At 70.3% G+C, this 14,861-nt stretch carries 15 protein-coding genes; 7 read left to right on the top strand and 8 right to left on the bottom strand.

Going from position 1 to position 14,861, the window contains the following annotated elements:
• Positions 1-108: 108 nt before the first annotated feature.
• Positions 109-684 carry a dTDP-4-dehydrorhamnose 3,5-epimerase family protein gene (locus tag A3G1_RS0119665; protein ID WP_051110601.1) on the top strand — a complete coding sequence of 192 codons (576 nt, stop codon included), beginning with the start codon at positions 109-111 and terminating at the stop codon, positions 682-684.
• A 78-nt stretch (positions 685-762) separates the two neighbouring features.
• On the opposite strand, the gene A3G1_RS38770 is transcribed toward A3G1_RS0119665, so the two are convergent.
• The 4 genes from A3G1_RS38770 to A3G1_RS0119645 are packed head-to-tail and all read right to left on the bottom strand — an operon-like array spanning position 763 to position 5,160.
• Positions 763-2,214: a lipopolysaccharide biosynthesis protein gene (locus tag A3G1_RS38770; protein WP_018351196.1), complete on the bottom strand. Its 1,452-nt coding sequence runs from the start codon at positions 2,212-2,214 to the stop codon at positions 763-765.
• Positions 2,211-3,065: a glycosyltransferase family 2 protein gene (locus A3G1_RS35690; protein WP_018351195.1), complete on the bottom strand. Its 855-nt coding sequence runs from the start codon at positions 3,063-3,065 to the stop codon at positions 2,211-2,213. Before A3G1_RS35690 ends, A3G1_RS38770 begins: the two co-directional genes overlap by 4 nt.
• Positions 3,062-4,138 carry a class I SAM-dependent methyltransferase gene (locus A3G1_RS38765; RefSeq protein WP_018351194.1) on the bottom strand — a complete coding sequence of 359 codons (1,077 nt, stop codon included), beginning with the start codon at positions 4,136-4,138 and terminating at the stop codon, positions 3,062-3,064. Before A3G1_RS38765 ends, A3G1_RS35690 begins: the two co-directional genes overlap by 4 nt.
• The gene (locus A3G1_RS0119645) at positions 4,135-5,160 is read right to left on the bottom strand and encodes an NAD-dependent epimerase/dehydratase family protein (RefSeq protein ID WP_026212303.1); all 1,026 of its coding nucleotides are present in this window, start codon (positions 5,158-5,160) and stop codon (positions 4,135-4,137) included. The genes A3G1_RS38765 and A3G1_RS0119645 overlap by 4 nt, the downstream gene beginning before the upstream one ends.
• 139 nt (positions 5,161-5,299) lie before the next feature.
• On the opposite strand from A3G1_RS0119645, the gene A3G1_RS0119640 reads away from it, so the two are divergent.
• From A3G1_RS0119640 to A3G1_RS0119615, 6 genes are read left to right on the top strand one after another with little or no spacing between them, the layout of a single operon-like run.
• Positions 5,300-6,523, top strand: coding sequence for a class I SAM-dependent methyltransferase (locus A3G1_RS0119640; RefSeq protein WP_040478843.1), 1,224 nt, complete (start codon positions 5,300-5,302; stop codon positions 6,521-6,523).
• Positions 6,520-7,311 (top strand): sugar phosphate nucleotidyltransferase, encoded by a 792-nt coding sequence (locus A3G1_RS0119635; protein WP_018351191.1) that lies wholly within the window; start codon positions 6,520-6,522, stop codon positions 7,309-7,311. Before A3G1_RS0119640 ends, A3G1_RS0119635 begins: the two co-directional genes overlap by 4 nt.
• Positions 7,298-7,921: a PIG-L deacetylase family protein gene (locus tag A3G1_RS0119630; RefSeq protein WP_026212301.1), complete on the top strand. Its 624-nt coding sequence runs from the start codon at positions 7,298-7,300 to the stop codon at positions 7,919-7,921. Before A3G1_RS0119635 ends, A3G1_RS0119630 begins: the two co-directional genes overlap by 14 nt.
• The gene (locus tag A3G1_RS0119625; protein ID WP_018351189.1) at positions 7,918-8,439 is read left to right on the top strand and encodes an acyltransferase; all 522 of its coding nucleotides are present in this window, start codon (positions 7,918-7,920) and stop codon (positions 8,437-8,439) included. Before A3G1_RS0119630 ends, A3G1_RS0119625 begins: the two co-directional genes overlap by 4 nt.
• Entirely contained in the window at positions 8,436-9,686 is a 1,251-nt protein-coding gene (locus A3G1_RS0119620) for a polysaccharide pyruvyl transferase family protein (RefSeq protein WP_018351188.1), read from the top strand. The genes A3G1_RS0119625 and A3G1_RS0119620 overlap by 4 nt, the downstream gene beginning before the upstream one ends.
• A complete protein-coding gene (locus tag A3G1_RS0119615; RefSeq protein ID WP_018351187.1) occupies positions 9,673-10,869 on the top strand; it encodes a Coenzyme F420 hydrogenase/dehydrogenase, beta subunit C-terminal domain in 1,197 nt (398 codons plus the stop codon). Before A3G1_RS0119620 ends, A3G1_RS0119615 begins: the two co-directional genes overlap by 14 nt.
• A gap of 190 nt (positions 10,870-11,059) precedes the next feature.
• Here A3G1_RS0119615 and A3G1_RS0119610 read toward each other — a convergent pair whose 3' ends face one another.
• The 4 genes from A3G1_RS0119610 to A3G1_RS0119595 all read right to left on the bottom strand — a co-directional run bounded on the left by A3G1_RS0119610 (position 11,060) and on the right by A3G1_RS0119595 (position 14,826).
• Entirely contained in the window at positions 11,060-11,611 is a 552-nt protein-coding gene (locus A3G1_RS0119610) for a hypothetical protein (RefSeq protein WP_018351186.1), read from the bottom strand.
• Between the two features lie 7 nt (positions 11,612-11,618).
• Positions 11,619-13,256, bottom strand: coding sequence for an asparagine synthetase B family protein (locus tag A3G1_RS0119605; RefSeq protein ID WP_018351185.1), 1,638 nt, complete (start codon positions 13,254-13,256; stop codon positions 11,619-11,621).
• 47 nt (positions 13,257-13,303) lie between these two features.
• Positions 13,304-13,969 (bottom strand): hypothetical protein, encoded by a 666-nt coding sequence (locus A3G1_RS0119600; protein WP_018351184.1) that lies wholly within the window; start codon positions 13,967-13,969, stop codon positions 13,304-13,306.
• Positions 13,970-14,097: 128 nt separating this feature from the next.
• The gene (locus tag A3G1_RS0119595) at positions 14,098-14,826 is read right to left on the bottom strand and encodes a hypothetical protein (RefSeq protein ID WP_018351183.1); all 729 of its coding nucleotides are present in this window, start codon (positions 14,824-14,826) and stop codon (positions 14,098-14,100) included.
• Positions 14,827-14,861: the final 35 nt, after the last annotated feature.

The following is a 14,861-nucleotide window of genomic DNA, read 5'->3' as shown; positions in this document are numbered from 1 at the left end:
GCCTATGAAGTGCCGGTATTTGCCCGCTAAATGCGTTATGCGAGCTGTGATCGGCGTGTGGGAGGGCCCGGAACGCGAAGCGCAATATTAGCGTCCTCAGTGGACTGCATGGGTACCCCGCTTTCTCATCGCTACACTGCGCGTGTGCGTTTCAATTCGCTGCCGGTGGCCGGCGCCTATCTGATCGAGCCAGAGCCGATCATTGACAATCGTGGATTCTTTGCCCGCGTGTGGTGCGCGGACGAATTCACCGGGCACGGCCTGGTCTCCGAGTTCGTGCAGGGCAGCATCGCACAGAACGCGCTGGCTGGCACGCTGCGCGGGATGCACTGGCAGGTGGACCCGCACCGCGAGGTGAAGCTGGTCCGGGTCACCCGGGGCTCCATCTGGGACGTGATCGTCGACGTCCGGCCCGATTCGCCCAGCTATCTCCGGCATGCCGCCGTTGAGCTCACCGCCGAGAATCACTCTACTTTGTATGTACCTGCCGGATTCGCCCACGGTTACATAACATTGACCGACGACGTCGAGATCACGTATCAGATGTCCGCCCGGTTCGCCCCGGATTCCTACCGTGGAGCGCGGTGGGACGACCCGGCGTTCGGCATCCCGTGGCCGATGGCCCCGAAGGTGATCGCCGACCGCGACGCCACCTACCCGGACTTCCGGCCACAGGGGGCCTGACCACCCGGGCAGTTTTCGCTGACCGGCCGGCTCGACTTGGCCGGCCGGTCCACAATATCCATCCAAAAGGGGCAGTAGCTACGCCCGGGCCGGGGTCAGCCGGCGGGCGAGCCGGCCGGCCAGGTCCCGGGCCCGGGTGTCGAAGCCGAGCACGAGCGCCCCGACGACCAGTACCCCGGCCGCGCCCTCCAGGATCACGGCGAGCAGCGGGTCGAGGCTGCGTGACATCCGGTCGCCGAGCGCGACGGTCAGGAAGCCCACCACGCCAGCCAGTGCCGCCGGTACGGTCGGCGCCAGGGCCGGCCACAGTGGCACCCCCAGCACCCGCCGCATCGTGTACCAGAGTGCGCCGGACACGGCAACGAACTCCGACACGAGCGTGGTCAGCGCGATCCCCGTGACCTGCGCGGCGACCGAGGAACCGGAGGTCAGCAGCCCGACGGCCGCGTACCCGCCGACCGACAGCACCGCCTGCCCCCACAGCACCACCGACAGCGCTCCGGGCCGCCCGGCGGCCTGGAGCGCCGGTCCGAGCAGCACGCCGTACACGTTCACCGCGCCGACCAGGCAGAGCAGCTGGAGCGCGTCGGCGGCCGGAGCCCAGTCCGCCCCGAGCAGGACCATGAAGGGGTGGGCGATGCCGGCGAGCACGCCCAGTGTCGGCAGGCCGAGCAGCGCTCCCATGTGCTGGAACTTGCCGAGCTGCGCGGCGAAGGCCTGCTTGTCGTCCTGGAGCCGCGACAGCGCTGGCAGCGACACCTGCTGGAGCGACCGGGCCGCGACGTCGACCAGCGTCTCCGACAGGCGCGAGGCCAGCCGCAGCAGACCCACGGCCGTGGTACCGAAGAAAGCGCCGGTGACCAGCAGGTATCCGCGTGTGCCGACGAGCAGGCCCACGCTGGCCAGCGCCGAGCGGGACGAGAAAGCCCACAGTTCCTTCGCTGGCTTCCACGCCGGGCGGCCGGGCCGCCAGTCCGTGGTGAACCACAGCACCGCCACGCCGACCCCGGCCATGACCAGCTGCTGGGCGGCCAGCGCCCACACGCCGTAGCCGGCGAGGGCCAGGCCGAGACCGGCGACGCCTCCGGCCAGTACAGAGGAAAGGCTCCGCACTGTCAGGGTCTTGAACTTCAGCTCGCGGCGGAGCAGCGCCTCGGGGATCAGGGACAGCGCGAGCATCGGCAGCAGCGGGGTCAGCGCCAGGCAGACCCCGGTGAGCGAGGCTGAGCCGGTCACCGACGCGTACAGCGGCGTCAGCGCGGCCAGGACGCCGGCCAGCACCACGCTCAGCCCGAGCAGCAGCCAGAACGCGGCGTTGAGGTGCTCTGGCCGCAGGTCGGACCGCTGGATGATCGCGGCCATCAGCCCCTGCTGGAGCACGGCCTGCACCAGGTTGACCAGGACCAGTGCCAGGGCCAGCACACCGAAGGCCGCAGGCCCGAGCAGCCGGGCCAGCAGCAGCATGACGACCATCGTGACCACGAGCCGGCCACCCGTGAGGATGTAGGACCAGCCGACAGCCTTCTTCACCGCAGCACCCTCCGCTTGAGCCGGCTGAGCCTGTCCTTGGTCTTGCGCGCGTTCCAGTTGAGCGTCCAGGCCACGGCCGACAGCGGGTCGATTCTCGCCAGCGCCCGCGCCGTCTCCGCCTGCATGCGCAGGCGCGGAGCCGTCGCGCGGGCGGGCCCGGACGGGTTCCACCACCGGGCGAGATCCGCCAGTTTCCGCTGGGGGGCCAGCGCGGTGGAATCCTCGTGTACCCGGCGGAAGAACAACTCCTCCGGCACCTCGCAGAACTCCCCGAGCGCCGCCAGCTCGGCGAGCATCGTGTAGTCGGAGGACACGTACGTCCGCAGCACGCCGGTCCTGCGCAGGGCAGCCGTGCGGATCACGCCGTACATGGGATTGACGAGACTGATTTTCCTGGCGTACTGCGCGACGCGTTTCCATGGGGCGCGCTGCCGCAGGTCGAGATAGTCCCGGTGCGACTTCGTCTTTTCGCCAGCGCCATTGATGAGCACGGTACGCGGATAGGCGAGTACGGCATCCGGATTGTGGTCGAGCGTGTCCACGCATTTGCCCAACATGGACGGTGCGCACAAGTCGTCGTACGCCTGCCATTTGAACAGCTCGCCGCGCGCGAGTTTCACGACCTGGTTGTAGTTGTGCACGCCGCCGAGATTGGTTTCGTTGCGGTGTACCCGGATTCTCGGATCGCGGAACGAAGCGCAGATATCCAATGTGGAATCGGTCGAGCAGTTGTCGCTGATCAGCAGCTCGAAATCGCCGTACTCGCTCGCGAGAATGGCCTCGATCCCCTCGGCGAGGTACTTCCCGGCGTTGTACACCGGCATGCCGACCGTGAGCCTGGCTTCGCTCATGCCACCCGCACCTCCGCGGTCAGCCCCAGCCCGGCGACCGCGGCGGCGATCTCGTTCCGGTAGGCGGGATTCGTCGTGATCACCAGGTCGGTGTCCGCTGCCAGGGCCGCCGGCGCGGTGACCCGGTGCCCGGTCGGCAGGTACCGGCCGTGCTTGCCCTCGTTCAGGTCGGTCACCTGGAGCAGCCCGTCAGGATCGGCCGTCGCCAGGAACGTGACGCCCCGGGCACCGGCACCCCAGAGCGCGGGGCGCTTCGCGGCGGCCAGCGTCGCCCGCCAGTCAGCGATCATCGCGTCCCAGCGCCGGGCGAGGCCAGCCGTGACGGCGAGCTGCGCGCTGTTGTCCACCGCGACGGGCAGCCCTCCTTCGACGGACACCTCGACCCACAGGTACTGGTCGTGGAAGGTCAGCCCGTGCCCCGTCACCGTGAAGCCCGCCCGCTCGCACATCGCGACCAGCGAACCAGCGTGGAAGTAGTGCACGTGCGGGTAGATCACGTCCCAGCCGGCCTGGCCGAGGTCGTAGCCCCCGTCCGGCACCTCGAGGTACCCGCGCCCGGTCGCCACGCTCCGCAGCTGGCAGAGCAGCTCGAACGGGTCCGGCACGTGTTCGAGCACGTGCCGGGCGACGATCAGGTCGTAGCGCTCGTCTCCCGGTACCCAGGGGGCCGGGCGCATGCTCAGCTCGCCGGCGACCGGGGTCTCGACATGGCCCCAGCCGTCCCGGATGCCGGGAAGGCGTTCGAGCAGCTCACCGGCACCGCAGCCGAGTTCGAGCGTCCGGTGTGGCGTGCCGTGGGCCAGGACGCGCTCGGCGACGGAGGCGACGTGCTTCCGGTACGAGGCTGAGGCCAGCATGCTGTTGTCGAACGCGCCATCGGAGGCACGCAGCTCCGGCCGGAACGCCCGGTTGACGGCGTGGGCACAGGCCGGGCAGGCCACCAGGTCCATCCGGCCCAGGGGAGCCTGCGCGGCGGCCGGGGGCCGCTCCCAGGTCACCCCGCAGGTCGCGGGCATCTCGCCCAGGTCGGCGCACGGCTGGAGCTCGGCGCCTCCGCAGGCCGGGCAGTTCACGAAACGTAGCGCAGGTCGGTGCCCAGCAGGCCAGCGTCCAGCAGCTCCCGGATCCGGGCGATCCGCTGGAACTTCACGCCGGCGAACTCCTCGGCGGTCAGCCCGTGCTCCCGGTACGCCGCGACGAGCTGCGCGATGCCCTTCGGCACGGTCCACTGCGGCTGGAAGCCGGGGATCTCGGCCGCGATCCGCTCGCAGTCGACCCGGTAGTCGCGCTTGTCGGAGGACGCGCCCTCGGCGAAGCTGACCACGCTGCCCTCGACGGCGGCGCCGACCAGCTCGGCGACCTCGCGGATCCGGTAGTTCTCGCTGGTCAGGCCGATGTTGTAGGCCCGGTCCCTGACCAGGTCCTCTTCGGCGTCCAGCAGCGCGACGAACGCGCGGGAGATGTCCTCGACGTGCACGAGCGGGCGCCACGGCGTGCCGTCCGACTGGAGCAGCACCTTGCCGGTCGTCACGGCGTGCGCGACGAGGTTGTTCACCACGATGTCGCCGCGCAGCCGGGGGGACAGGCCGTAGGCGGTGGCGTTGCGCAGGTACACCGGGACGAAGTCAGCGGAGGCCAGCTTCGAGATCTCCTGCTCGGCGAGGACCTTCGACTCGCCGTACGGCGTCACCGGGTAGAACGGCGCGTCCTCGGTCACCGGGGCCTCGCCGCCGGCGCCGTACAGGCTGCACGAGGACGAGAACAGGAACCGGCGCACCCCGGCGGCCTTGGCGGCTGCGGCCAGCCGCACGGAGGCGTGCTGGTTGATGTCGTACGTGATCTGCGGGGCCAGGTTGCCCAGCGGGTCGTTGGACAGGGCCGCCAGGTGCAGGACGGCGTCGAAGCCCGCGCAGTGCTCCGGCTCGACGTCACGGAGATCGACCTTGAGGGACGGCACCTCGGCGGGGGCCGGGCCGAGCAGGCAGGGCTCGAAGAAGCCGGTGTCGAGGCCGGTGACCTCGTGCCCGGCGGCGGTCAGTAACGGGGTGAGCACACTGCCGATATAACCCAAGTGGCCAGTGACAAGGACGCGCATGAAAAATAGCCCCCAGGATTACTGATTTCTCTGTGATGTCGTCGCGACTGTAAGCGACCGGCACGTGGGGCAACACCGTCTGACGGGTTTTTTACTGAGGTCTGGACGGCCATCCGAACGCGATCACTACTCTAGCCCTGTGATCCTGCCTGAGTGCCGGCTGTGCGGCGCAGCTCTGACCGATACCTTCGTTGACCTGGGGATGTCCCCATTGTGCGAGTCCTATCTCGCCGGGGAGAACCTTGACGAAAGGGAGAGTTTCTACCCGCTGCATGTCCGTCTTTGCCCAGAATGCCTGCTGGTGCAGCTCCCGGCGTATGTCGGCGGGGAGGATATTTTCTCCGATTACGCGTATTTCTCGTCCTACTCGGATTCGTGGGTCGCGCACGCCAAGCGGTACGCCGACACGATGATCGCCAAGCTCGGTCTCGGGCCCGGCAGCCTGGTCACCGAGGTGGCGAGCAACGACGGTTACCTGCTCCAGCACTTCCACGCGGCCGGCGTCCCGGTGTGCGGGGTCGAGCCGGCCGGCAATGTGGCCGAGGTGGCGCGGGCCAAGGGGATCCGGACCGAGGTCGAGTTCCTGGGCGCCGAGACGGGGGCCGCGGTCGCGGCGAAGCACGGCCGGGCCGACCTGGTCGCCGCGAACAATGTCTACGCCCACATCCCGGACATCACGGGCTTCACCCAGGGCCTCGCCGCGCTGGTCAAGCCGGACGGGCTGGTGACGCTGGAGTTCCCGCACCTGCTGCGGCTGATCGAGCGCCGGCAGTACGACACGATCTACCACGAGCACTACCAGTACTACACGCTGAACACCGCCCGTAAGGCTCTGGCCAGCGGCGGGCTGCACCTGGTAGACGTGGAGGAGCTCGACACGCACGGCGGGTCGCTGAGAGTTCACGCCCGCCTCACCCCGCATACGCCGAGTGAGCGGGTCGAGGCTGTCCTGGCGCAGGAGGCTAAGGCAGGCCTGCACGACGCCGAGGGGCACAAGGGATTCGCACGGGAGGTCGACAAGGTGAAGTTCGACCTGCTCGACTTCCTGATCGCCGCCCGCCGGGCCGGCAAGCGCGTCGCCGGGTACGGCGCGCCGGGCAAGGGCAACACCCTGCTCAACCACTGCGGCATCCGGGCTGACCTGCTGGAGTACACGGTGGATCGCAGCCCGCACAAGCAGGGCAAGTTCCTGCCAGGTACGCACATCCCGATCCACGCCCCCGAGCGGATCGCCGAGGACAGGCCGGACTACGTCCTGGTCCTCCCGTGGAACCTGAAGACGGAGCTGGACGCGCAGCTCGCCTACGTCCGCGAGTGGGGCGGCAAGCTGGTCTATCCCATCCCGGCGCTGGACATCTCGTGAAGGTCGTCCTGTTCTGCGGTGGCTACGGGATGCGGATGCGCGACGGCAAGTCCGACGCTCCGAAGCCGATGGTCATGGTCGGCGACCGCCCGCTGCTCTGGCACGTCATGCGGTACTACGCCCATTTCGGCCACACCGACTTCGTGCTCTGCCTCGGCTACGGCGCCAAGGCCGTCAAGGACTTCTTCCTGAACTACGACGAGACGGCGTCGAACGACTTCACGATGTCGCGCGGCGGCAAGCAGATCGAGCTGGCGTCGAGCGACATCGAGGACTGGACGATCACGTTCGTCGACACCGGGCTGAAGGCGACGATCGGCGAGCGGCTGCTGGCCGTCCGCAAGCACGTGGAGGGCGAGGAGCTGTTCCTCGCCAACTACGCCGACACGCTCACCGACGCCCCGCTGCCCGAGATGATCGAGCGGGTCCGTGAGACGGGCGCGGTGGCCTCGCTGCTCGCCGTCCCGCCGCAGTCCTCGCACCACATGGTGGAGTTCACTGACGACGGCGTGGTGGAGCGGCTCCGGCCGATGAGCGAGGTGCTCGCCTACGAGAACGGCGGCTACTTCGTCCTCCGCCCCGAGATCTTCGACGTGCTGCACCCGGGCGAGGAGCTGGTGGTCGAGGCCTTCGGCCGGATCGCGCCGGAGGGCAAGCTGCTCGCCTACCCGTACAACGGATTCTGGTGCCCGGCGGACACCCTGAAGGAACGGGCCGAGCTGGAAGCGTTGTTCAACTCGGGCGAAGCCCCCTGGATGCTCTGGGACTCCCTGCATGGCTCTTCTTGAGAGGGTGGAGCGCCTGACGGCGCTCGCACCGCATCCGGACGACATCGAGATCGCCGCCGGCGGCCTCCTGCTGAAGCTCCGGCCGCGCTATGTCCACTATGTACTCTTCACCGGATCGACCCTGCGCGTGAACGAGGCCAGGTCGGCGGCCCGGGCCTTCCTGCCGGACTCCGAGATCGAGTTCACGCACGTCGGCCTGCCCGACGGCCGCCTGCCGGCGCACTGGTCCGAGGCGAAGCGCGCGGTCGAGGACGCCGCCGGGTACCAGGTGCCAGACCTCGTCCTCGCCCCGTCCACGCACGACGCCCACCAGGATCACCGGCTGATCGCTGAGCTGTCGTCGACGGCGTTCCGCGGCCCGCAGATCCTGCACTACGAGATCCCGAAGTGGGACGGCGACCTGGGCCGGCCCAACGTGTACGTGCCCCTCGACGAGGCGACAGCCCGGCGCAAGGTCGAGCTGCTGCACAAGTACTACCCGTCGCAGCACGCCCGCGACTGGTGGGACGATGAGTTCTTCCTCGGCCTGGCCCGGCTGCGCGGCGCGGAGTGCCGCCAGCGGTACGCGGAGGCCTTCACCGTGCACAAGCTGACCTTGGAGCTGTCTTGACCATTCAGGAATCCGCGGACATCGACCCGGGTGTGAAGATCGGGGAGGGTACCCGGGTGTGGCACCTGGCCCAGGTCCGCTCGGGCGCGGTGATCGGCAGCGACTGCAACATCGGCCGTGGCGCGTACATCGGCCCGGACGTGACGATCGGCGACCGGTGCAAGGTGCACAACTACGCGATGGTCTTCGAGCCGGCCGTGATCGAGGACGGGGTCTTCGTCGGCCCCGGCGTGATCCTGACCAACGACAGGTACCCGCGCTCGATCACCCCCGACGGTGAGCTCAAGGGCGCGGAGGACTGGCACGCCGACCCGGTGACCGTCCGCTACGGGGCCTCGCTCGGCGCGCGGAGTGTGGTGATCGCCGGCGTGACGATCGGCAGGTACGCGCTGGTCGGAGCCGGTTCCGTCGTCACCAGGGACGTGCCGGACTATGCCCTGGTGGCCGGGAACCCAGCCCGGCAGATCGGCTGGGTCGACGAGACCGGCGAGCGCGTCAGCGAAAGGCCTGCCGGGTGAAGGTCGCACTGTTCGGCTCGAACGGCGAGGCCCGTAACCGCGGCGTCGCGGCCCTCGCAACCGCTACGGCGACCGGCATCCTCAGCCGGGTACCCGGCGCGGAGGTGAGCTGGTACGACGACGGCTGGGGTGTGCGGCCCGACGCCAAGCTGCCCGGCGTGACCAGGGTCGGCGCGCGGCTGACCCGCCGGTACCACCGGCCGGAGAGCTACCACCACATGGCCGTCTCCGCCCGGCTCGGCGGCGTCGGCAACCCGGGTGCCGCCCGGCTCAACGCCGCAGACGCCGTGCTCGACACGAGCGGCGGCGACAGCTTCACCGACCTGTACAGCCCGGTACGGTGGCGGCTGGTCAACTGGCCGAAGAAGCTGGCGGTGGCCCGGAAGCGCCCGCTGATCTTCCTCCCGCAGACCTACGGCCCGTTCCACGGCGAGCAGACCCGCAGGGAGGCCCGCGAGCTGGTGCTGGCCTCGGCGGCGGCCTGGGCACGCGACGCGGACAGCTTCGCCCGCCTCCAGGAACTCGCCGGCGAGGACTTCGACCCCGACAAGCACCGGCAGGGCGTGGACGTCGCGTTCGCGCTGCCGCCGAAGCCGTTCGAGGACGAGGTACTGGAGGCGTGGCTGGCTCGCAACGACGATCCCGTCGCGGTGCTCAACATCTCCGGCCTGCTGCTCGACCCGTCCGAGAAGCGCTTCGGCCTGACCGCCGACCTGCGCGCCGTCGTCGACGGGCTCGCCAAGCACCTGCTCGACGAGGGAGCGCGGCTGCTGTTCGTGCCACACGTGTCCGCACCCGGTACCCGGGACGACGATGACGCGATCACGGCGCGGCTGGTGGGGGAGTTCGGCGCGGAGTACGGCCCTGACCGGGTCGCGGCCGGGCCGTCCGGGCTGGACTGCCAGGAGTCGAAGTGGCTGATCAGCCGGGCTGACTGGCTGTGCGGGATGCGGATGCACGCGACGATCGCCGCGTTGTCCTCCGCCGTGCCTGCCTCCTGTGTCGCCTACTCCGACAAGGCGCGCGGCGTCTTCGCCACGGCTGGCCAGGGTCACCGGGTCGCCGACGCCCGCAAGCTCGGCACGGAGGAACTGCTGGCCGAGCTGCTCGCCAGCTGGCTGTCCCGCGAGACCACGAAAGAGGAGCTGGCCACGGGCTCGGCTCAGGCCGTCGCGGCGGCGGGCCAGCAGCTCGACGACCTGGTCGCGCTGATCGGGCGGCTGGAGCGGCGCAATGCGCACCATTAGGGACGTCGCGGAGCGCAAGCTGTGCACGGGCTGCGGGGTCTGCGCCTACCTCGCTCCCGACCGGTACACGATGGTCGATGTTCTGAAGGAAGGGCGGCGGCCACTGCCGATCCGGCCGGTGGGCGACGACAGCGAGCTGATCAGAGCCTGCCCCGGTGTCGGACTCACCGCGGACCGTGACCGGCCAGAACTCCCTGGCTGGGGCCCGGTCCTCGGCATGTGGGAAGGCTATGCGGCCGACGAGGACCTGCGGCACGCGGCCTCGTCGGGCGGGGCGGCAAGCGCACTCGCAGCGTTCTGCCTCACCGAGAAGAACTTCTCTGGTGTACTCCACACAGGAGCCCGCGAGGACGCGCCGTACCTCAACGAGGTCAAGTACAGCCGGACAGTCGGCGAGCTGCTGGAACACGTCGGCAGCCGCTACGCCCCGGCCAGCCCCGCCGAAGGCCTCGGCCAGGTCGAGGCCCAGGACCGGCCCAGCGTGTTCATCGGCAAGCCGTGCGACGTGGCCGCCTCGCTGAACGCACGCCGCCTCCGGCCGGAGCTGGACAAACGCCTCGGCCTGACCATCGCGATCTTCTGCGCGGGCACGCCGTCGACGCGGGGCACCCTGGAGATGCTGACGGCGCTGGGCTCCGGCCCCGAAAGCCTCAAGTCCGTCCACTATCGAGGATCGGGCTGGCCGGGCGAGGCCCGCGCCGAACCGGGTACCCGCACCCTCACCTACGACCAGTCGTGGGGCGGCATCCTCGAGAAGCACCGGCAGTGGCGCTGTTACCTGTGCGCCGACCACACGGGCGAGTTCGCGGACGTGTCCGTCGGCGACCCGTGGCACCGGCCGACCGCAGGCGACCCCGGCCGCTCCCTGATCGTCGCCCGTACGGCGCGTGGCCTCGCGATCATCGAAGCCGCCCTCGCCGCCGGAGCCCTGGTCGCCGAACCCGTCCCGTACGAGACCCTGCCAGCCTCCCAGGCCGGCCTCCTCAAGGTACGCGGCGCGGTCTGGGGCCGGACCGTGGCGCTCCGCGCGGCTGGCCTCCCCGCCCCCAGGTACCGTGGCCTGCCACTCTTCAAGTTCTGGTGGCGGCTGTCCGTGAAGGACAAACTCCGCTCCACGGCGGGCACCCTCCGCCGCATCGGCCGCCGCGAACTCCGCAAACGCTCGGTGATCACCGAAGAGTGAATTTCGGCTGGTCAGTCCCTGCAGTCTTACCTGCTGAGCAGGCTGACCGCCGACGCCAGGCGGCCCACAGTCCAGGAACTCCTGGACCGGGCCGGCGAACGCCCGGAGAACCCGCCCGGCACACCTTCAGGTCTGCCGCGTTCTGGAAGCTGAGCGGTCCGTGCCAGTTGCCCGGCGCGGCTGACCTGGTTCAGGTGATCAGGGTCCGGAGTACGTTCCCGGCCAGGGTGACCGCCGTCGTGACCGCGATCGCGGTGTCCACCCAGGACGGTGTGCACAGCCAGCGGACCGTCCGGCTCGGGCCGCCCCGCCGGGTGAGGCGTTCGCGTTCCCTGCGCTCGGCGTGGTCACGCTTGCCGAGCTTGCGCCGGCCGGCCGGGAAGCCCCGGTAGCCGATCGTGACGACCAGCGTCCAGCGGGCCGCGTTGACCAGCAGGACGGCCCCGGAGATCGCCGCGAGGAAGACGAGAGCCGGGACGACCACCAGGACCACCAGCGCGAATCCATCACCGGCCAGGCCAAGCCCCAGCGCTGTGAGGCCGAAACCAGCGCCGGCCGTGAACAGCAGCCCCAGCCCGGCCAGCATCCGGTGCCCAGCCCCGGCCAGTGCCTCGGGCAGCGTGCCCGGCCGGGTGGCAGCCTCCTCCCGGATCTCCCCGGGAGTGGTGACCGCGTAGAAGCGGGCCAGCGGGTGGGCTGTGAGGACGACGAACAGCCTGCCGATATCCCACAGGGCCGCCATCAGCGGGTCAGGCGTTCAGGTTTGCGGCGGCCTGCACGTTGAGCAGGAAAGCGACGGTGGCCGGATCCCCTGGCCGCTTGCCGTCGAGCAACTCCGTCACATAGCCACTCCGGACGAAGTCGGGCATGCCCGACAGCAGTCCGGGGTTGGCCCGCCAGTGGGAGACCACGAGAGCCGACAGGCCAGCGGCTCCGAGCGGCGCGCGGCGGCTGCCGGAGACGCGCTGGGCCACCTTGCCGACGGCCTTGCGCGCCGTGGCGGTCCAGTTGCCCTTGCCCACGGCCAGCTGCGCCGGGGACCGCCCGCTGTCGAGGGCGATGCCCGCCAGCTCGGCGTCCAGTTCGATCATGATGCGGCCGAGCAGGCGCGAGTCACGCTTGTCCGTCGGGGAAGCGGCCCGGGCGAGTTCGATGAAGCGGCGATCGAACATCGGGTTCACGAAGACGCGGTCGACGGCGGCGACGGTGCCGTGCAGGCCGGCCCAGCGCTGCATCCGCTGCCACAGGTAGAACTCGTCGAGGGCGTCGAGCCAGCTGTCGGAGTATCCGGCGAGCAGCGACGTCACGAGCCCCAGCGTGTGCTTCTGCGCCGCGTCGGCGAACTCCGGGGTGAGGGCCGCGCTGTCCACTGCCTCGTTCGTGAACAGCCGCCACTTCGCGAACCGCTCGCTCAGCGCCGGGCTGGTCACGCCGCCCGGCTGCGCGCCGTAGTAGAAGCCCCTGGCGACCTCGCCGCCGAGCCCCGACAGCCTGCGGCCCTGTTCCAGCTGGGCCTCCGCGGCGGCCAGCGGGGCCAGCGCGAGCGGGTTCGCCGCGCAGTCCAGGCGCAGCACGGCCGTCGCGGCCAGGTCGTAGCCCTCGGCCGGGCTCAGCGCGTTCAGTGCGGCGGTGTCGAAGACCTGATGGACCATTTTGTACCGGGCGGACAGCTGCGCGGCGATCGGCGCGTCCCGCCCACCCGGAGAGTCCAGCGTCAGGGTACGCAGCCCGGCGCGCTGGCCCGCCGGAATCGCGCCCAGCAGGATCCGGGAGTCGTGGCCGCCGGTGAGCTGGAGGACGAGGTCTGGCTTGTCCGCCGCGTACCGGCCGACGTAGTCCCGCAGCAGCGCGGCGGCCCGGGCTGGCGCGTCCGGCGTCGGGTGCTCCCGCCGGTCGATGTCGTACCTGACCAGCTCAGCCCGGCCCTCGTGCAGCTTCACGTAGTGCCCGGCGGGCACCTTCGAGATCCCGGCCCACGGCGTCGCGTCCCCGAGCTGCCAGCCGATCAGGCTCTGCACGCCGAGCGCGTCGTGGTCGAGCCCGGCCCCGGTGACGGCGGCCAGCTCCGGTGCCGACGTGGCGACGGCTGCCCAGCCGGGGCCCTGCCACCAGTACACGGAGCGGAAGCCCAGCCAGTCGGTCGCCACGATGACCGGCTCGCCCGGCCCGGCCCGGTGCGCGGCGGCGAACGGCGGGGTCAGCTCGCCGAGCTTCTCGGGCTGGGCGGCCAGCCACGCGGCGACCTGCTCCGGGGTGACGTCGGACTCGGGGCCGCGCGGCTCCCGGTTCAGCAGGAGGGTGAAGGCACCGTCCCCGATGGCCCCGCCGGGCCCCTCGACCTGGCCGGGGCGGGAGGGATCAGCGTGGCTGACAGCGAGAAGGTGCATGGTGACATCCTTGCGGCGGGCCGGAGTGCTTGTCTGTCGGGTACCGGTCAGGCCTTGCGGAGCTGTTCGGCCATCCGCCCCGACACACGGCCGATGAACGTCTTCGCCTTCTCCAGGTCCTCGCTGACGAGGGCGAACGTGGTGACCACGCTGGCACCGCGCAGTTCCCTGGCCATGTAGACCTGGCAGTTGTGCCAGTAGTAGACGTTCTCCTGGCCGACGTAGCGCTCGGTGGTGCAGTACGCGTACTGGGTGATGCCCGTCTGGGCGGGCAGGGTGATCTCTTCGGTGAACGCGCCGTCCCGGTCGGCCGCCCGGCGCTTCCTGCAGTCGTTGTCCACCATCTGGCGGATCTCGGTGATCACGTTCGAGCCCTTGGCCGTGTACACGTACCCGGCGTGCCCTGCGTAGGGCTCCTCCCACGACAGCTGGACGGCCCTCGCCTTGAACTGGTCGGAGGGCAGCGACGTCGAGCACCCGCCCCACATGACTGTCTCGTCGCGGGTTGTGGTGTCCGGCTCGCCCATGCTGAACTCCGAGAGGACGTCGGCCGGCAGCATGGCCCGCTTGGCCAGCTTCTCGGCGTCGGCGCTCTCCAGCGGCTGGAGCGGGACGAACTTCGCCTCCGGTGCCGGGCCCAGCGGCCCGCACCCGGTCAGGGCCGCGAGCCCGGCCAGCAGGCCAGCCAGCAGGGCGGGAGTGAAGCGGCGCATGGTGAGGGGTCCCCGTTCGGATACTGGACGTGCGTGTACTGGGCGTGCGTGTGCGGTGTGCCGGAACGCCGATGCAGGCTATCGCAGCCCGCGCAGGGCCCGCTCTCCGTCGTGCGGCCGGATCCCGGTCAGGCGGCCAGCAGCCGCTTGGTGACCTTCGGCATGAGGGCCCGCAGCGCGGCCTCCGCGTCCTCCGGCTTGGACGCCTTGACGGTCAGCGAGGCGAACAGGGTGTAGTCCGGCAGCCGCCGCCCGATCAGCGTCGTGCACTCGGTGTTGTCCACAGCCTTGTCCTTGTACCGGTAGGTGACGCACCACGTGTACCGGTCCTTGGCCGAGAGGTCCGTCAGCTCCTTGGCGAAGGTGACGTCAACGCTGTCACCCTTCTTCGCGCACTTCGGCAGCACCTCGCGCGCGTCGGCGGCCACGGTGTCCGGCCCCACTGTGAGGTGCGCGAAGCCCGTCGAGTCGATCATGTAGAAGTTGCCGTCCCAGACCTTGTTCTGGCGCAGGTCCCGCCCGGACAACGAGGACAGGTTGGGGTCGCACCCGCCGAGCACGGGCCAGACGTAGCCGGTGTCGTCACGCGGCTCCTTCAGGTACTTCGGGTCGATGTCCTCGCCGAGCAGGATGACCCGCTTGACCTGCTCCCTGCGGGCCGTGGTGACCTCGGAGGGCGTCGTGCTCGGCATCGCGTACGTCGGGGTGGGCTCCGCCTCCGGGCTCTTCGTCTGCGACTTCGCCTTGGGCTGGAACGGCAGGCCGCAGCCGGAGAGCAGCGCGAGGGCCACGAGCAGCGCACAGGCCGGCAGGACGGGGGCCGTGCGCGCGGATACCCGGCGGATGCGATGGATCATGGGAGGGGACACCTTCCGGGCTGCGATGATGGGAG

The sequence above is a fragment of the Longispora albida DSM 44784 genome, from assembly GCF_000379825.1.
Taxonomy (GTDB): domain Bacteria; phylum Actinomycetota; class Actinomycetes; order Mycobacteriales; family Micromonosporaceae; genus Longispora; species Longispora albida.
This window is presented reverse-complemented; position numbering and strand designations above follow the sequence as displayed.